The following is a 16,236-nucleotide window of genomic DNA, read 5'->3' as shown; positions in this document are numbered from 1 at the left end:
GAAGTGAAAGGGACCGGCGCGGGAATAATATACCGACCGTTCGTTCTATAAAGATTACACGGCGCAGCGGGCCGGTCAACAGAAGAAGCTCTCCGTTAAGCCGGCCCGACCGCCGCATCACACCACCCGGATCCCCAGATGGCCCGCCAACAAAGGTGCCATCAGGCTGAGTTGGTAGTCGTCGATAACAACCCCCGCCAGCCCAGCCAATCCGTTGACGCCACGGAACTCGGACGTCCGCAGATCAACATCCTTCAGCTTGGCCCCAGTAACGTCCAAGGTGCCGATGGTGCAGTTCTTCAGGGCGATCCGGGTCCCGGCGCAACCACCGAGATCGAGCTCGTTGATGATGCAGTCGGAGATCTGGAGGTCCATGAGCTTGGAGCCGCGCAGGTTCACATAGTCCAGCTTGCCGCCGTCGATCCGGACGGAGCGCCAGTTTCCCTCGTAGAGTTCAGCTGAGCCCCACCGGGGGTTGCTGATTTCCACGTCCTGCCAGGAACTTCGCGCAGCAGTGAAGACCGGCGCATACGGCTCGGCGAGAATGCATTCCCGGAACGTGGCTCCACGCAATTGGGTCTCGTTGAAGGAGACACCGTTCAACTCGCATTCGATGAAGTCGGAGCCGCTCAGTTCCTCCCCGTCAGCGGAAACCTTGGTCCACCTGACTCCGTCATACCGTTCGCCACGCTGGAAGTCCGGAGTTTCGTCGTCGCGCAGTTCTTCCAAACGGACCGGTGAAATCTTAGGGGCCGCAACCTTCGCAGCCGCCATCAGAGGGATTCCGCCTTGGCTGCGATCTCCATCAGGTCCTTGGCGAGGGCCTTGCGCGTCATGCTCATGCCGATTTTCCCGAAGAGAGCCATGCCCACCTTGCTGAGGAACGACGGCTTGAGGACCTCGGCGCCGAACGTCAACGTAAGGTCCGTACCGCCGTCGCGCCCGGACAGGGTGAAGCGCGAGGTGTAGTCAGCGCCGCCCTGAAGCGCCTTTACGGTAGTGCTCCGCGGTGGGTCAACCTGGGAAACCCACATTTCGACAGTTTCCTGCCTGCCCATCATGGTACGGGTCTCTTTCCAGCGGGTGCCCTCGCCGTAGGGGCCCTCGCTGAGCATCTGGATGGCGTTGACGCCCGATAGCGTGCCGGCCGAGCCTGGAATGTCCGAGATGACAGCCCAGACCTTCTCCGGGCTGGCGTTAATATGCTGCGTCAGGGTGGTGGTGTGTTCCATACATCGAGCCTAGACCCGACCCCTGACAGTCCCAATTAAGGCGGTCAGCCAGGTGACCACAGCGCACACACCAATACCCCAGGCGATGTCCGTCACCGCCACTATCGGCGGGAAATCCTTCAGGACCGCGAGCGCTGTTAACGCCCAGGTGGAGTAGGTGAAAAAGCCAAACAAAGCTCCTCCCGCGACCCGCCGACCCAGCGTGAGGTCCGCCTTCCCTGGCCGTACGCCATAGTGAACAATCCCGGCAACGAAGACGACGTAGAACAGCACGGCCCCGATCGGTTGCGGACTGGACGCCAGAAGGTGTCCAATCTGGCTTTCGTACTGCCGCTGCGCCACGGTGAGGATCCATACGACGTCGATGACGGCAAAGATCACTGCTGCCAGCGCGTAGGACAGAAGCCAACGCTTCAGGCCGCGGCTCATCCTTGGCGCCGGGTGTCAGCGTAAAGGCTGTCCACAATGTGCCGTGCGCGTTCGGTGAAAGCGCCACGCTTGAGTTTCATGGTGGGTGTCACGATTCCGTTGGCCTCCGTAAGGTCGGTCAAGAGCAGGACGAACCGGCGGACCTGCTCGGATCGTGCGATTTTCGCATTCGCAGCGCTGACGGCCTGGCCAATTACGGCGAGGAGCCGGACGTCATCGATTTGGACCGCGCCACCGTCGTCCGGGATCTGGAGTCCTTTGAGATCCGCGATGCCCTCGCGCTCCGCCCACGCCGCCAAGGATTCGGGATCCAGCAGCACCAGCCCGCCGAGATACGGCTTGCCCTCCCCCACCATCACGGCGTGGGCAACCAGGGGGTCGCCTTCAACGTAGCCTTCCCAAATGGCCGGGGAGATGGTCTTCCCACCGGCGGTGACGATCACGTCCTTGATCCGGCCCTTCAAGATGAGCCGGCCCAGGTGGTCCAGTTCACCGAGGTCGCCGGTCCGGAAATAGCCGTCGACGAACGCTTCTGCGTTGTCCGACTCCCGACGGTAGCCGGCAAAGACGCCCACACCGCGGGCCAGGACTTCACCTTGGTCCGAGAGACGCACGGTGGTACCAGGCATGGGGACGCCCACGGACCCCGAGTTGATGGACCCCGGCAGGTTCCCCGTCAGTGGGGCTGTAGTTTCCGTGAGGCCGTAGCCTTCGATCACGGGAAGTCCCAGTCCTCGGAAGAAAAGGGATAGGTCTGCGTCGAGCGCGCCGGCGCCGGACAGCAGGTAATCGAGGCGTCCGCCCACCACCTTCCGCAGCCGGGCGTAGAAAAGGCGGTCGAACAGGGCCCGCCGGATGCGGAGGCCGGCGGAGGCCCGGACAGCAGGGTCGGCGTCGCGCGCTTCCGCAAACCGGCCCCACTCCACTGCCGTGCGTTGCGCCGAAGCCCACACGCGTCCCAGCCGTTTCTGTGTTGCTGCGGCCGCGGCCGATGCCTGGATTTTCTGCAGCACACGCGGAACCACCACCAAGAACGTGGGCTTCAAGGCGCCCAGTGCGGGAACCACGTCCCGCGGATCGGAGAGGTGGGCAATCCGCATGCCGTTGGCCAGGCAGATCAGCTGCAGCCCGCGCGCCAGGACATGGGCCATGGGCAGGAAGATGATGGTGTTTCCGCCCTCCCGGACCACCTCTGTGTAGGCTCCGGCAACGTTCAGGACCTGCCCCACGAAGTTGCCGTGGGTGATGAGTGCACCCTTGGGCGCCGCCGTGGTGCCGGAGGTGTAAACGATGGTGGCAACGGAGTCGAGGTCGGCCAACAAGCGACGTTCTTCCACGGTGCTGTCCGGGATCCCGACGCCGCGGGCCACCAAATCTGCCAGGTCCGCCCCGGGCACGGCATCAATGGTCCAGATCCCCAGGGGTTGGATTCCTGCGGTGCTGAAACCTTGCTCCAGCAAAGCGGCGTGCTCCGCGGTGCCGCCCACGGCAAGCCGGACATCGGCATCGGCCAGGATCGCCGTCACCTGCGGTGCCGCTGAGGTTTCGTAGACGGGAACCACGACGGCGCCGGCGAACCAGGCAGCCATATCGGCAAGTGCCCACTCATAACGGGTTGGGGACATGATGGCCAGGGACTCCCCCGGTTGGATACCCGCCGCGATGAAACCCTTGGCCAGCGCCCGGACCTCGTCCACGAACTGCTCCGTGGTGACTTGCCGCCATGTATCAGCCATGGCCGCCTCTGGCGCACGGACTTCGAAGGCAATATGCCCGGGGTTCGTCCGGACGCGCTGCATGAGCAACTCGGTTGCGTTGCGGTGGTTGGCCGCGTCAACCAGCGGAGGGGAGGTGAATTCCCTCAACGGACACCCCCAGCGGACAGGGATTGGAGGTGCTCCTGCATCAGGCCCAGGACGGCGTCGAGAAAGTCCCCGACGACGGCTTGGTGTTCAGTAGGCAGCGCGTCCACGTGCGCAGTGGCAGCAGACAGGAGCGGCTGCATCAGGTCCTTGACACGGAGGGATGCCGAGCGGGTGACATTGACGTGCACTTGTCGCCGGTCTTCGGCGCTGCGCAGGCGTTCAACGTACCCATGCGACTCCAAACGGCTGACCAGCGCAGTAGTGGTGGCCGCTGTAGCGCCCAAGTCCGAGGCGAGGGCACCCACAGTGACGGGTCCCGACTCCGCCAGTACGGTGAGCGCCCTGTAGTCAGTGAGGTTGAGGCCGAGGGCCCGGGCTACCTCGCGTTCGGTCTCATTGGCCAGGCCAAACAGACCCTGCAAGGTCCGGGAGGTCGGGTGGGCCGACTCTCCGGTAGCCTTTTCATGATTTTGCATGGTTATATAGTAATCAAATTAGTTTGAACATAAAACAGGCTAGGAAACCGCGGATGCACAGGCACCCGCAGGGAGTCGCCGTGAAAGGAACGCCGTCGTGAGGGATTCAGACAGGAAGGGCCTCATTGCCCTTCCCGTGGTGGTGCTGCTGGGCGGGCTCATCGCCGCGGCCGGAAGCCACCACGGAGCAAGCCTGGCCGGGATTCCGGTCTTCGCCGCCGCAGTCGCCGCCGCGTTCATCATTCAGTGGCTTGTCTTCATCCCGTCCTTCAAAGCACAGACGGAGAAGTACTTCGATCTCACCGGCGCACTGACCTATGTAGCCATCACCGTCGTGTTGGTGCTTGCCACGCCCGGAATTGATGCCCGTTCGCTGCTCCTTGCGGCCATGGTTGCCGCGTGGGCCCTCCGCCTGGGAACCTTCCTGTCCCGGCGGATCCACAAGTCCGGCAAGGACGACCGCTTCGACGAGATCAAGCCATCATTCGTCCGCTTCCTCAACGTCTGGACCATGCAAGGACTCTGGGTGGTCTTCACTGCGGCAGCGGCATGGGTGGCCATCACCAGCACCAACCGGGTGGCTTTGGACTGGCTGGCCGTCCTCGGATTCGTGGTGTGGGCCGCAGGATTCGTCATCGAGATCGTGGCCGACCTGCAGAAGAGCCGGTTCAAGGCCAACCCCGCCAACAAGGGAAAGTTCATCTCCTCCGGGCTCTGGTCAAAGTCCAGGCACCCCAACTACTTCGGCGAGATCCTCCTGTGGACCGGGGTGGCCATCATCGCCATCCCGGTGCTCCAAGGCTGGCAGTGGGTTGCGCTGATCTCCCCGGTCTTCGTGGCCCTCCTGCTCACCAAGGTCAGCGGCATCCCCTTGCTGGAGAAGAAGGCCGACAAGACCTGGGGTGGCGAGGCCGGGTACGAGGCCTACAAGAAGAGCACCCCGGTGTTGATCCCGAAGCTCGGTTAGGCCGCGGGCCTCCCAACGCGGGTTCCCCACAACGCGAGGCCCAACACGAAAACGGCGCGTGCCCCCGGAAGGAGGGCACGCGCCGTCGTACGTTTGAAACGCAGGGACCAGACGAGTCTTAGCTGAACAGCTCGCTCTTGGGCTCGTTGTTCTTGACCTTCTGCCAGCCGAGCCACAGGACCAGGGCGAAGAACGGGATGGTCGCGAGGGTCCACAGGCCGAGCAGGAAGACCTCACCGGTGGCCTTGTCCGTCATGGTGTCGAATCCGATCAGGACGGTGATGGCCAGCAGTGCGATGAGGCCCACCCAGCTGGTCCACGGGGAACCGGGCATCGGCAGGCTGGAGACGTTGCCGCGCTTCTTCCGAAGCGCGATCTGGCTCGCGAAGATGGAACCCCACGTGAAGATGACGCCGATGGATGCGGTGTTCAGTGCAAGGTCGAAGGCGTGTGAGCCACCCAGCCAGATGTTCAGGAGGATGCCTACGAGGTAGACGCCGCCGATCGCGAGGATGGCCGCGTAGGGCACATGGCGGGTGGACATCTTGGTGAGCCACTGCGGGGCGTGGCCGTTGTTGGCCATGGTGCGGAAGATACGGCCGATCGAGTACAGGCCCGAGTTGCAGGAGGACAGCGCAGCGGTGATGACGATCATGTTCATGACGTCGCCCATCCAGCCGAGGCCCATCTGACCGAACACGGTAACGAACGGCGAAGTGCCGGCCACATACTGGTCGGACGGCAGCAGCATTGCCAGCAGCGTCACCGAACCGACGTAGAAGACCACAATACGGATGACGACGGCGCGGATCGCCTTGGGAACTTCGCGTTCGGGGTTCTCCATCTCACCGGCGGTAATGCCGACGAGTTCGATGGCGTTGTAGGCAAAGATCACGGCGTTCAGGACCAGGATCATCACCAGGCCGCCCTTGGGGAACATGCCGCCGTCTTCGTGGAAGAGGTTGGCAACGGACGCGTTGCCGTCACCCACCTTGGCGTTGGTGACAACCATGAAAGTGCCGACCGCCAGGAAGATCACGATGGCCGCGACCTTGAGGCAGGAAGCCCAGAACTCGAATTCGCCGAACGCCTTGACGCTGAACAGGTTCACGGCCACCAGCAGCACCAGCGCTGCGATGGCGGACAGTTCAATGGGCACGTTCGGGAAGAAGAACTGGAAGTACAGGCCGATCGCGATTAGTTCGGCGATACCTGTCATGGCCCAGTTGATGAAATACATCCAGCCGGAAAGGAAGGCGCCCTTCTTGCCGAACATTTCGCCGGCGTAGCTCACGAAGGAGCCGGACGTCTGGCGGTACATGATGAGTTCACCGAGGGCGCGCATCAGCAGGTAAGCGATGACGCCGGCGATTGCGTAGGAGAAGATCAGGGCCGGGCCGGTAGAGGCCAGGCGGCCGCCGGCACCCATGAAGAGGCCGACGCCGATGGCGCCGCCCATGGCGATCATGGTGACGTGGCGGCGACTCAGGGTCTTCTGGTATCCCTCAGCGCTGAGGGTTGAGCCCGCGGTTGCGGATGACGCCTTGGAGCTCTGGAGATCTGTGGGAGTACTTTGCGGCACAGCTGTTCCTTGTGGGTTGGGGTATTGCTGTAGGTGTCACGCCCATGCCGGAACACAGGCGTCTTTGGCACACAAAATTCGAGCTTTTCCTCCTTTGAGGACCCGAAGTGTGACAAAGAACGCAGAACGCCGAAGCTTCGCGCAACCCGTCTATCTTACGGGATTAACGCGAATGCCCGTGACGCAGGCAACAAGGGGCTGTGGAAAGGGCGGTCGCGGCTAGGGGCCGGCCCTGGTCCCCAGATACATCGACGAGCGGTCGGCGCCCGTGATGTGGTCGGCCAGCACGGCAGCCTGGTCCCACAAGGGCGCCACCGTCCCGTAAACCTCACCGCGGTGCTGGACGCACTCGCCCACGGCGTAAATGCCCTCCTCGTCCATCACCTTCAGATGGTCGTCCACCACGATTCCGCGCTCTACCGCCATACCACTCACGACGGCGACGTCAACGTTCGGTCTGATACCGGCGGAAACCACCACCATGTCGCAGTCGATGTCGGGTTGGTTGCGTACGCTCAGTCCCGTGATGGAGTCTGCCCCGAGGATCGCGGTGACCCGGCTTCCGGAAAGAACGTCCACCTCCAGACCGCAGGACTGCAGGCCGTGGACTGCTTCCAGACCGAACGAGTACCCGCCGATCACTGCGGCGCGGAGATGGTCCTTGTGCCGGGCGAACTGGATCATCCTGCGGGCGTCGTCCAGGGTTCGGAAGGTAAAAACTCCGGGGCGGAGGGTTCCGCTGGGCGTGTAGAGCCCTGCCATTGGTGGCAGGAACGGGCGGCTGCCGGTTGCGATGATCAGACGGTCGTACTGGACCACTCGCCCGTCGGCAGCGAAGACATGCTTGCTGAACTTGTCGATGCGATCCACCCGGACGCCGGCATGGAGCGTGATGTTGTTCTCCTGGTACCAGGGCAGGGCATTGAGGAAAATGTCCGCATCGCTTTCCTCCCCGGACAGCACGCGCCCAAGCCTGGTCCGGTGGTAATTCCCGTAAGGCTCATCGCCGAACACGGTGATGTCGAAAAGGTCCACACCACCCCTGGCGAGGATCTCTTCCACTGCCCGGGCACCGGCCATGCCGTTGCCGATGACAACCAGCCTTCTCTTCATCAGCGCGCCACCTGCATCAGTGCTCCACCATCCCCAGATCCACCACCACGTATCCCCTGATGCCGGCCGGCGCCACAATGAAGAGCTCAATCACCGATCCCCCCTCGGTGTCTTCCACTACCCTGAGCGGGATGTGGACATCGCTCTTGGCTCCGATGGGGAAATAGCGCATGGGAATGCGGTCCCGCATCAACACCACGGTGATCAGTTCCGCGCCCGAATTGCCTCCGCGGAAGTAGAGGGTTTGGTTAATAACGCCGTCGGGCACGAAGTGCGAGAGCTCGGCATGGATGGGCACCGGTTTATCCAGCCCTGCGCCTTCAAAGTGGTAGATGCCCTGCAGGAAGAGGTTCTGAATGATCACCGGAAAGTCCTTTCGGCCGCTCCCTTCCCATGGTGCTCTGCCGTTGTTTCAGGACGCTCGATGCCGTGTTTCCACCCACAACACAGGGGGTTACGATCCGTTTGCGGGCGCCTCACCACGGTGGGAACCGCGTAACCGCTACAGCAGTTCGCCGTCCTGCATCCCGTACCGAACCCACATCCCGGCCGCACCCCGTGCACCGGCCTCCGCACAGTGATCGAACCACTCCCCCAGCGCCCGGTCATGGCTCACGATCACCAGAGTCCCGGCAAAGGATGCGAGCGCAGCCTCCAGTTGTTCCACCAGCACGGGTGCCAGATGGTTGGTGGGTTCGTCCACGATCATGGTGTCGTACCCGCCCAGCAGCAACCGGGCCAGGGCGAGTCGGCGTTGCTGCCCGGCGGAGAGGCCGCCGACGGGGACGTGGAATTCGGAGGGGCGGAAGAGGCCAAGACGGAGCAGACCTTCGGCGTGTTCGTCGATGTTTCCGCCCAGTCCTGCGGCGAAGGCGGGAAGCAACCGCAAACCCGGCCTTAAGGGAACCTCGAGCTCCTGCTGGAGGTATCCCACCTTGCCGTTGACTGTCACGCTCCCGGCGTCGGGCCGGAGGTTTCCCGTCAAGACGGAGAGCAAGGTGGACTTGCCAGCTCCGTTGGGACCGGTGATGAGCACTTTTTGTCCGGCTTCCACCCTGAGGTCACTGGGTTGCAGACGGCCCGCCACGCTGACGCCGTGGACTTCGAGCGCGGGTTCGGAGGCAGCCACAGCCACAGCCCCCGTTGGCACCGCCAAGGTCAGGGGCACCGGAGGCCGGTCCACTGGGTTCTCCTCGAGCCTCCGCAGCCGTTCCTGGGCGTTGCGGACTTTGCTGGTGGCCGCACGCTGCCAGGTTCCGGTCTTGAACCCGAACGCCATCTTGTCATTGTCGCGTTTGCGGCCGTAGCCCATGCCATCCGCCACCGTTGCGGCTTGGAGGCGTTCGGCTGCCATGGCGTCGAGCCATTCGTCGTATTGCTGGATCCACCGTGCGCGTTCGGCGGCTTTCTCGCGGAGGTAGCCCTCGTAGCCGTTCCCATAGCGGTTCACCGACCGCCGGTCAGCGTCCACTTCGATGATGGTGGTAGCGACCTTCCTCAGCAGGACACGGTCGTGCGACACCACCACTACTGTCCCTTTGTGGGCCGCCAACCGCGATTCAAGCCAGGCGGTCCCGTTGGCGTCCAAGTGGTTGGTGGGCTCGTCCAAAAGCAGCGCTTCGGCCGGATCGGCAAGGAGACAGGCGAGCGCTACCCGCTCCTGCTCGCCGCCGGACAAGGATCCAAGCGTTCGACGGCGGTCCAAGCCTCCCAGCCCCAGCTTGTCCAGCGCCGCTTCCACCCGGGGTTCGGCGGCGTAGCCCTCCCGGAGCTGGTATTCCGTTTGCAGGCTTCCATAGAGCTCGAGGTCCTCCTCGTCGGCATCCGCCAGCCCGGCTTCGAGGTCCTGGATGCGCGCTTCCAGGGAGCGCAGGGATGCCAGGGAGGAGTCAATGGCATCTCCTACCGTCAATGACTCGGCCAGCCCGTGGGTCTGCGCGAGGTAGCCGACGCGGTAGCCGGGGTTACCGGACAAACCCGCAGTGCCGTCGTCGGGCGCTTCAACTCCGGCCATGAGCCGGAGCAGGGTGGATTTGCCGGCGCCGTTCTCGCCAACAATGGCAACGTGCTCGCCGTGGTGTATGACGAGGTCAACGGCGTGCAGGAGTTCGCGGTCCCCGTAGCCGTGGGAAACGCCGGAAAGGTGAAGGTGGTCAGTCAAGAGGAATCCTCGCAAGTCCGCAGTGGGTGGCAGAAAGCCGTGTGGGTACTGGGGATGCAGCCGCAGAAAGGGGCTGCGCTCAAGACTTCATCGCTCCAGCCTGCCCGGCGAAAGGAGTCGCGTCAAGCCGGGACACCACCGGTGGCGCCAATTCTTTAAGAAGGGCATTGAAATGACACCATCATGGCGTCACACTGGTGTCATGCAACTGAACCAGTATGTCACCTCGGTCCAACACCAGCTGGATACGGCCGCAGAGGCTGGAGGACCGGAAGCGCGCGCACTCAGCGAACGCCTCACCGCCGGCCTCGAATCCACGGTCAGGCTGGTCCTCCTTGAGGCGCTCTCGGATGCCGCCAGCGAGATCACGTTGGAACTGGCCCCGGGCTCGGTGGAACTCAGGCTTCGCGGCCGCGACCCCGAGTTCGTGGTGAGCAACCCGCACAGCGGGGACTTCGAGGCAGTCAACCAGCGGCCGGCGTCTGCAATAGCGGCCGAAGACCTCGACGGCGCCAGCACCTCCCGCACCACACTCCGCCTTCCGGACCATCTCAAGCAGCAAGTCGAAGAGGCCGCAGGCAGGGACGGGCTGTCCGTGAACTCATGGCTGGTCCGGACCGTGGCCGAGGCACTCAACGCCGGCGGTTCCAGGCAACGAAAAGAACGTCGCGAACCCGGAGAGCAGAACTTCACAGGATGGGCACGCTGATGGCAACGTTCCAGACCCCCCAACCAATCGCCGTCGTGGTTGATGTCTCCGTCCGCGGCGATATTTGGATCGTAGCCAGCGACCGCTCCGATACCGAGGTGACGGTCCAGCCCCGCAAGGCCAAGCGAAGCCTGGACGTCAGAATGGCTGAACAAACCACAGTGGACTACGCGGACGGCCGCCTGCAGGTCAGGCTTCACCCCGCATTCCGCCACACCTGGTTCAGCGACGGCGGCGCGGTGGAGATCACTGTGGACGTTCCCATCGGCAGCAGCCTGGAGCTGAAATCCGCCATGGGAGACCTGCGCTGTGAAGGCGAATTCGCCAGTGCCGACCTAAGGACCGACCTGGGCCATATCCGCATCGACAGCTGCGGCGAGCTACGGGCCCATACGGACATGGGCGACGTCACTGTTGAACGCGCCTCAGGCAGGTCCCGGATCAAGACCGGCTCAGGCAAGATCCGCATCCGGGACATCGACGGCGTTGCCACCGTAAAGAACGGCAACGGCAGCACCTGGATCTCGCACGCTTCCGGCGAGCTCAGCGTCAGCGCAGCCAACGGTGATGTGTCCCTGGAACGGGCTGGCCTGTCGACCACCGTCAAATCGTCCAACGGTGACATCTCCGTAGGCGAAGTGGCCGCGGGGAGCCTCACCCTCCAGACCGCCGCGGGAACTCTCGCCGTCGGCGTGCGTGAAGGCACCGCCGCGTGGCTGGACCTCAACACCAAGTACGGACGCGTGCTCAATGCCCTCGTGGCCACCAACGGACCTGGCGAGGGCACGGACACAGTGGAGATCCGCGCCCGCAACGCCTATGGCGACATCACCGTGGAGCGTTCTTAGACCGTTGCGACGGCCCGCTTCCGGCGGGCCTTCGCGAGCCGGGTACCGATGAGTCCCTGCCGTGGACTGAACAAGTACACGACGGCGAACACCACACCTTGGGTGAGGACCACCATGGCCCCCGACGCCGTATCGAGGTAGTAGCTGAGGTAAATCCCGGCCACGGAACACACCACTGAGATGACGGGAGCGATGACCAGCATCCGGGAGAACCGGTCCGTCAGCAAATAGGCGGTGGCGCCCGGAATGATCAGCATGGCGACCACCAGCACCACGCCCACAGTCTGCAGGGCCACCACGGAGGTCAGCGCCAGCAGGCCCAGGAGCAGGGCGCCGAGCCGTTTGGGTGACAGGCCGATGGCGTGGGCATGGGTGGGATCGAACGCATAGAGCGTGAGGTCGCGGCGTTTGAGGATCAAAATGGCGAAAGCCACTACACCCAGGACCACCACCTGGATGAGGTCAGGGACGCTGACGCCCAGCAGGTTGCCGAAGATGATGTGGTTCAGGTCGGTCTGGCTTGGCGTTACGGAGATCAGCACCAGTCCAAGAGCAAACAGGGAGGTGAAGACGATGCCAATCGCAGCGTCCTCTTTCACCCGGCTGGTATTGCGGACCACTCCGATCAGCGTCACCGCGATCAGCGCGAACACCAGCGCACCCAGCGCGAAGGGCGCACCCACGATGTACGCGAGGACCACGCCGGGGAGCACCGCATGCGAGACGGCGTCGCCCATGAGGGACCAGCCAATGAGCACGAGCCAGCAGCTGAGGACGGCGCAGACCACGGCGGCGATGGCCGTGGTTGCGAGGGCCCGGACCATGAAGTCGTAGGTGAGGGGTTCCAGCAGGAATTCCATGGCTTAGCCCCTGTTCATGACGTCGAGGCCGAAGGCCATGGCCAGGTTCTCCGGTTGCAGTACGGTGTCCGGGCTTCCGTGCATCAACACCTTACGCATCAGCAGCACAGCCTCGTCGCAGAGTTGGGGCAGGGCGTGGAGGTCGTGCGTGGAGATCAGGATGGTGGCGCCGTCTGCCGCAAGCTCGCGAAGGAGCCTGGTGATGGTGGCCTCGGACCGCTTGTCCACGCCCGCGAACGGCTCATCCAGCAGCATCATGGTGGCGCCTTGCGCAATGCCGCGAGCAACGAAAGCCCGCTTTTTCTGCCCGCCGGACAGCTGACCGATCTGCCGGTCGGCGTACTCGCCCAGCTCCACGCGTTCCAAAGCATGCTCGACGGCGTCCCGGTCGGCTTTGCGGGGCCGGCGGGTGAATCCCAAGTGCCCGTAGCGGCCCATCATCACCACGTCCCGGACGGACAAGGGGAACGCCCAGTCCACGTCCTCGCTTTGGGGAACGTAGCCGATCCCCGCATCCTTGCGCATCTTCACCGGCGGCTCCCCGTTGATGAGCACCCGGCCCGAATCCGGTTTCACCATTCCCATGATGACCTTGAACAGCGTGGACTTGCCCGAGCCGTTCATGCCTACCAGGCCACAGATCCTGGAATGCTCCAAGGTCAGGGAAGCAGAGTCCAGCGCCAGGACCTCACCGTAATGGACCGTGACGTTCTCAACAGCGATCGCGGGGGTGCTCATGTGGTTCCTCCTGTGAGTGCCGTGGTGATGACCTTGGCGTCATGGCGCATGAGGTCCAGGTACGTGGGAACGGGGCCGTCCGCTTCGGAAAGGGAATCGACGTAGAGCACACCGCCGAACTTGGCATCCGTGGCACCCACCACTTGTTGCATGGGGGCGTCCGAAACTGTGGATTCGCAGAACACGGCCGGCACCTTGTTGTCCTTCACGAATTCGATGGCCCGCGTGATTTGTTGCGGCGTGGCCTGCTGTTCAGCATTCACCGCCCAGATGTAGACCTCCTTGAGGCCGGCATCGCGTGCCAGGTAGGAAAACGCGCCTTCGCAGGTGACCAACGCCCGCTGCTTCTCAGACAGGACGGACAGCTTGGACACCATCTCGTCCTGCACGGTTTGGAGCTGGGCGTTGTAAGCCTTGGCATTGGCCTCGAATTCCGAAGCGTGCGATGGGTCCAGCTTGGCGAACGCCCTGGCCATGTTGTCGGCGTAGATCTGGACGTTCTTGGGCGACATCCAAGCATGCGGGTTCGGCTTGCCCTGATAGGTGTCCTCGGCGATGGGCATGACCTCCACGCCATCGCTGACTACTGCGTGCGGCACGTCCAGGTCTTCGACGAACTGCGCGAACCAGGCTTCGAGGTTCAGTCCGTTGTCCAGGATGAGGTCAGCTTGCGCGGCTTTGCGGATGTCACCCGGCGTCGGCTCGTAACCGTGGATTTCGGCCCCGGGCTTGGTGATGGACTCGACACGGAGCTTGTCACCGGCAACATTCTTGGCCACGTCTGCCAACACTGTGAATGTTGTGAGCACCACCGGCTTGTCATCACCTCCCGCAGAGGAGTTTCCACCACAGGCGGATGCCCCCAGGGCAAGTGAAATCGCGATCAGGACCGAGGCGAAACGGCGGACATCTTTGGCGCGCCGAAACGAAAAGTTAGGCATACCGAAAAGTGTAGCCAAGCATGGGCCACCCAGCAAAGCTAGGCTGGTCACATGGGCACACTCTCCACCCGGGCATCTCTGTACAGATTCACTGCCCTCGATGCCATCGCGGTAACCGTCTACCTGGGCTTCACTGCCTATTTCACTCTGGCGGGCGAAAGCGTGGAACGGCTGATGCTTCAGCTGTTTCCCGAGCCTGCCACCGCGTCCTATGCCGTCAACGCCCTCTTCTATGCCGGCGTCGGAATTTTTGCGGTGGCGTCAGCCTGGCGCGTAGTGGGCCGGGACGTGAAGATCCTGGGCACACGGCCGTGGTTCACGCTGGGCATGATCCCCTTGGCCATTGTGGTGATGTTGATCCTCACAGCCATTTTGGTGGCGGCTTTTGGTACTGCGCAAAGCTCAGAGAACCAACTCGGCATCCAGGGACTGTTGCAACAGGTGCCTGCCTGGCTGATGGTGCCGCTGCTGGTGGTCCTGGGCCCGTTCGTTGAGGAGTACCTGTTCCGGCATCTGCTGATCGGGAAGTTGTCGCAGTACCTGAACATCTGGATCTGCTGTGTGATCTCCGTGGTGGTCTTCGCCTCAATCCACGTGGTGGGACGCGAAGGATTGGTCCTGTCCGCTTTGGCACCCTACCTGGGGATGGCCGTGGTGCTGGTGGCGGTGTATGTGTGGACGGGGAAGAACCTGATGTTCTCCTACTTCGTCCACGCCGCCAAGAACCTGATGGCCGTGGTCCTCATCTACGCCATCCCGCCCGAACTCCTACCCAACTGAGTCGCATTTAAGGCACGTTTTTAGCGCCCAAACGCGCTTAAACGCGACCCAGCTGGGAAACCCGGACGAAAGGTGACCGCATCACCCTACCCAGCCACCGCCGTCGGGAATAGCGTGAAACGCATGACACTCAACATCCAGATCGCAGTGGACTGCAAGAACCCGCATGACCTCGCCGACTGGTGGGCTGAAACCCTCGAGTGGAGCGTGGAGCCACAGGACGAGGCGTTCATCCGCTCCATGATCGAGCAGGGGTTCGCAACAGAGGACCAAACCATCACCCACAACGGCAAGCTGGTATGGGCCGAGGGGTGCGCGATCGTGCCCGCCGAAGACAGAGACCCCAAGACCGGCCGCAGGATCCTTTTCCAAACAGACCCCAACGACAAGTCCGTCAAGAACCGGGTGCACTGGGACGTACGTCTGGACGGCCGGGACAAGGATGACGTGCGGAAACAGCTCGAGACCCGCGGTGCCAAGCACCTGTGGACCGCAAACCAAGGACCCCACGAATGGCACACCATGGCCGACCCGGAGGGCAACGAGTTCTGCATCAGCTGAGGCCATTACTAGACTCGGACTGTGAACAACCAACTCCCTGCCAAGGTTTCCGACATCTTTGACCCTTCGCGCTGGCGCACCGTTTCCGGCTTCGATGACTTCAAGGACATGACATACCACCGGCAGGTTGAGCGGTCTGCGGACGGAACAGTCAAAGACCTCCCCACGGTACGGATCGCGTTCGACCGCCCCGAAGTCCGCAACGCCTTCCGCCCGGGCACGGTTGACGAGCTCTACCGTGCCATGGACCACGCCCGCATGACCCCGGACGTCGCCACGGTGTTGCTCACGGGCAACGGTCCATCGGAGAAGGACGGCGGGCACTCGTTCTGCTCTGGTGGCGACCAGAGGATCCGTGGGCGCGACGGTTACAGGTACGCAGAAGGTGACACCCAGGAGACCATCGACCCCGCCCGCGCCGGTCGCCTCCACATCCTGGAAGTCCAGCGGCTCATGCGGACCATGCCCAAGGTGGTCATCGCCGTCGTCAATGGCTGGGCGGCAGGCGGCGGCCACTCCTTGCACGTGGTCAGCGACCTCACCATCGCCTCGCGCGAGCACGGCAAGTTCAAGCAGACGGATGCCACGGTGGGAAGTTTCGACGCCGGATACGGCTCTGCTCTGCTGGCCCGCCAGATCGGGCAGAAAGCCGCACGGGAAATCTTCTTTCTGGCACGCGAATACTCCGCCGAAGACATGGTCAGGATGGGGGCTGTCAACGAGGCCGTGGACCACGAGCGCCTCGAGGAAGTCGCACTGGAGTACGCGGCCGACATCGCCCGCCAGTCCCCGCAAGCCATCCGCATGCTCAAGTTCGCCTTCAACCTGGCCGATGATGGATTGGCCGGGCAGCAGGTCTTTGCCGGCGAAGCCACCCGTCTTGCGTACATGACGGACGAGGCCGTGGAAGGCAAGGAAGCATTCCTTCAGAAGCGCGACCCCGACTGGTCCGCCTTCCCCTACTACTTCTAGGA

The 16,236-nt window shown here is 63.3% G+C and carries 18 protein-coding genes; 6 read left to right on the top strand and 12 right to left on the bottom strand.

Going from position 1 to position 16,236, the window contains the following annotated elements:
* Positions 1 to 117: 117 nt before the first annotated feature.
* Genes N7568_RS06975 through N7568_RS06955 form a run of 5 tightly spaced genes read right to left on the bottom strand, consistent with a single transcriptional unit; the run spans position 118 to position 4,002 of the window.
* Positions 118 to 774, bottom strand: a complete 657-nt coding sequence (locus N7568_RS06975) for a pentapeptide repeat-containing protein (protein ID WP_261609167.1) — start codon at positions 772 to 774, stop codon at positions 118 to 120.
* Positions 774 to 1,232, bottom strand: coding sequence for an SRPBCC family protein (locus N7568_RS06970; protein WP_261609166.1), 459 nt, complete (start codon positions 1,230 to 1,232; stop codon positions 774 to 776). Before N7568_RS06970 ends, N7568_RS06975 begins: the two co-directional genes overlap by 1 nt.
* 9 nt (positions 1,233 to 1,241) lie before the next feature.
* Positions 1,242 to 1,661, bottom strand: a complete 420-nt coding sequence (locus N7568_RS06965) for a DUF2177 family protein (RefSeq protein ID WP_261609165.1) — start codon at positions 1,659 to 1,661, stop codon at positions 1,242 to 1,244.
* Entirely contained in the window at positions 1,658 to 3,526 is a 1,869-nt protein-coding gene (locus tag N7568_RS06960) for an AMP-dependent synthetase/ligase (protein WP_261609164.1), read from the bottom strand. The genes N7568_RS06965 and N7568_RS06960 overlap by 4 nt, the downstream gene beginning before the upstream one ends.
* Positions 3,523 to 4,002 (bottom strand): MarR family winged helix-turn-helix transcriptional regulator, encoded by a 480-nt coding sequence (locus tag N7568_RS06955; RefSeq protein ID WP_261609163.1) that lies wholly within the window; start codon positions 4,000 to 4,002, stop codon positions 3,523 to 3,525. The genes N7568_RS06960 and N7568_RS06955 overlap by 4 nt, the downstream gene beginning before the upstream one ends.
* Positions 4,003 to 4,099: 97 nt before the next feature.
* Between N7568_RS06955 and N7568_RS06950 the strand changes: the two genes are divergently transcribed.
* Positions 4,100 to 4,969: a DUF1295 domain-containing protein gene (locus tag N7568_RS06950; protein WP_261609162.1), complete on the top strand. Its 870-nt coding sequence runs from the start codon at positions 4,100 to 4,102 to the stop codon at positions 4,967 to 4,969.
* A 118-nt stretch (positions 4,970 to 5,087) separates the two neighbouring features.
* On the opposite strand, the gene N7568_RS06945 is transcribed toward N7568_RS06950, so the two are convergent.
* The 4 genes from N7568_RS06945 to N7568_RS06930 form a co-directional block, all read right to left on the bottom strand.
* The gene (locus N7568_RS06945; protein ID WP_261609161.1) at positions 5,088 to 6,551 is read right to left on the bottom strand and encodes an amino acid permease; all 1,464 of its coding nucleotides are present in this window, start codon (positions 6,549 to 6,551) and stop codon (positions 5,088 to 5,090) included.
* 219 nt (positions 6,552 to 6,770) lie between these two features.
* Complete coding sequence (locus tag N7568_RS06940) at positions 6,771 to 7,664, bottom strand: NAD(P)/FAD-dependent oxidoreductase (protein WP_261609160.1); 894 nt, start codon at positions 7,662 to 7,664, stop codon at positions 6,771 to 6,773.
* A gap of 16 nt (positions 7,665 to 7,680) precedes the next feature.
* A complete protein-coding gene (locus N7568_RS06935) occupies positions 7,681 to 8,028 on the bottom strand; it encodes a molybdopterin oxidoreductase (RefSeq protein ID WP_261609159.1) in 348 nt (115 codons plus the stop codon).
* A gap of 138 nt (positions 8,029 to 8,166) precedes the next feature.
* A complete protein-coding gene (locus N7568_RS06930; protein WP_261609158.1) occupies positions 8,167 to 9,825 on the bottom strand; it encodes an ABC-F family ATP-binding cassette domain-containing protein in 1,659 nt (552 codons plus the stop codon).
* Between the two features lie 202 nt (positions 9,826 to 10,027).
* Here N7568_RS06930 and N7568_RS06925 point away from each other — a divergent pair, with 202 nt between their 5' ends.
* Both N7568_RS06925 and N7568_RS06920 read left to right on the top strand, forming a co-directional pair.
* Positions 10,028 to 10,534 (top strand): histidine kinase, encoded by a 507-nt coding sequence (locus N7568_RS06925; protein WP_261609157.1) that lies wholly within the window; start codon positions 10,028 to 10,030, stop codon positions 10,532 to 10,534.
* The gene (locus N7568_RS06920) at positions 10,534 to 11,382 is read left to right on the top strand and encodes a DUF4097 family beta strand repeat-containing protein (protein ID WP_261609156.1); all 849 of its coding nucleotides are present in this window, start codon (positions 10,534 to 10,536) and stop codon (positions 11,380 to 11,382) included. Before N7568_RS06925 ends, N7568_RS06920 begins: the two co-directional genes overlap by 1 nt.
* Here the strand turns inward: N7568_RS06920 and N7568_RS06915 are convergent.
* From N7568_RS06915 to N7568_RS06905, 3 genes are read right to left on the bottom strand one after another with little or no spacing between them, the layout of a single operon-like run.
* Positions 11,379 to 12,242 (bottom strand): metal ABC transporter permease, encoded by an 864-nt coding sequence (locus N7568_RS06915; protein WP_261609155.1) that lies wholly within the window; start codon positions 12,240 to 12,242, stop codon positions 11,379 to 11,381. The two genes, N7568_RS06920 and N7568_RS06915, sit on opposite strands and share 4 nt — an antisense overlap.
* A gap of 3 nt (positions 12,243 to 12,245) precedes the next feature.
* Complete coding sequence (locus N7568_RS06910; protein WP_261609154.1) at positions 12,246 to 12,980, bottom strand: metal ABC transporter ATP-binding protein; 735 nt, start codon at positions 12,978 to 12,980, stop codon at positions 12,246 to 12,248.
* Complete coding sequence (locus N7568_RS06905) at positions 12,977 to 13,921, bottom strand: metal ABC transporter substrate-binding protein (RefSeq protein ID WP_261609153.1); 945 nt, start codon at positions 13,919 to 13,921, stop codon at positions 12,977 to 12,979. Before N7568_RS06905 ends, N7568_RS06910 begins: the two co-directional genes overlap by 4 nt.
* Positions 13,922 to 13,972: 51 nt before the next feature.
* Here N7568_RS06905 and N7568_RS06900 point away from each other — a divergent pair, with 51 nt between their 5' ends.
* The 3 genes from N7568_RS06900 to N7568_RS06890 all read left to right on the top strand — a co-directional run bounded on the left by N7568_RS06900 (position 13,973) and on the right by N7568_RS06890 (position 16,234).
* A complete protein-coding gene (locus N7568_RS06900) occupies positions 13,973 to 14,701 on the top strand; it encodes a CPBP family intramembrane glutamic endopeptidase (RefSeq protein ID WP_261609152.1) in 729 nt (242 codons plus the stop codon).
* A gap of 123 nt (positions 14,702 to 14,824) precedes the next feature.
* Positions 14,825 to 15,262, top strand: coding sequence for a VOC family protein (locus N7568_RS06895; protein ID WP_261609151.1), 438 nt, complete (start codon positions 14,825 to 14,827; stop codon positions 15,260 to 15,262).
* A 21-nt stretch (positions 15,263 to 15,283) separates the two neighbouring features.
* A complete protein-coding gene (locus N7568_RS06890; protein ID WP_261609150.1) occupies positions 15,284 to 16,234 on the top strand; it encodes a 1,4-dihydroxy-2-naphthoyl-CoA synthase in 951 nt (316 codons plus the stop codon).
* Positions 16,235 to 16,236 lie beyond the last annotated feature (2 nt).

Origin of the sequence: Paenarthrobacter aurescens (assembly GCF_025421775.1) — a bacterium.
In the GTDB taxonomy this organism is placed as follows: Bacteria; Actinomycetota; Actinomycetes; order Actinomycetales; family Micrococcaceae; genus Arthrobacter; species Arthrobacter aurescens_B.
Note: the sequence above shows the minus strand (reverse complement) of the source record. Positions and strands in the feature narration are given on the sequence as shown.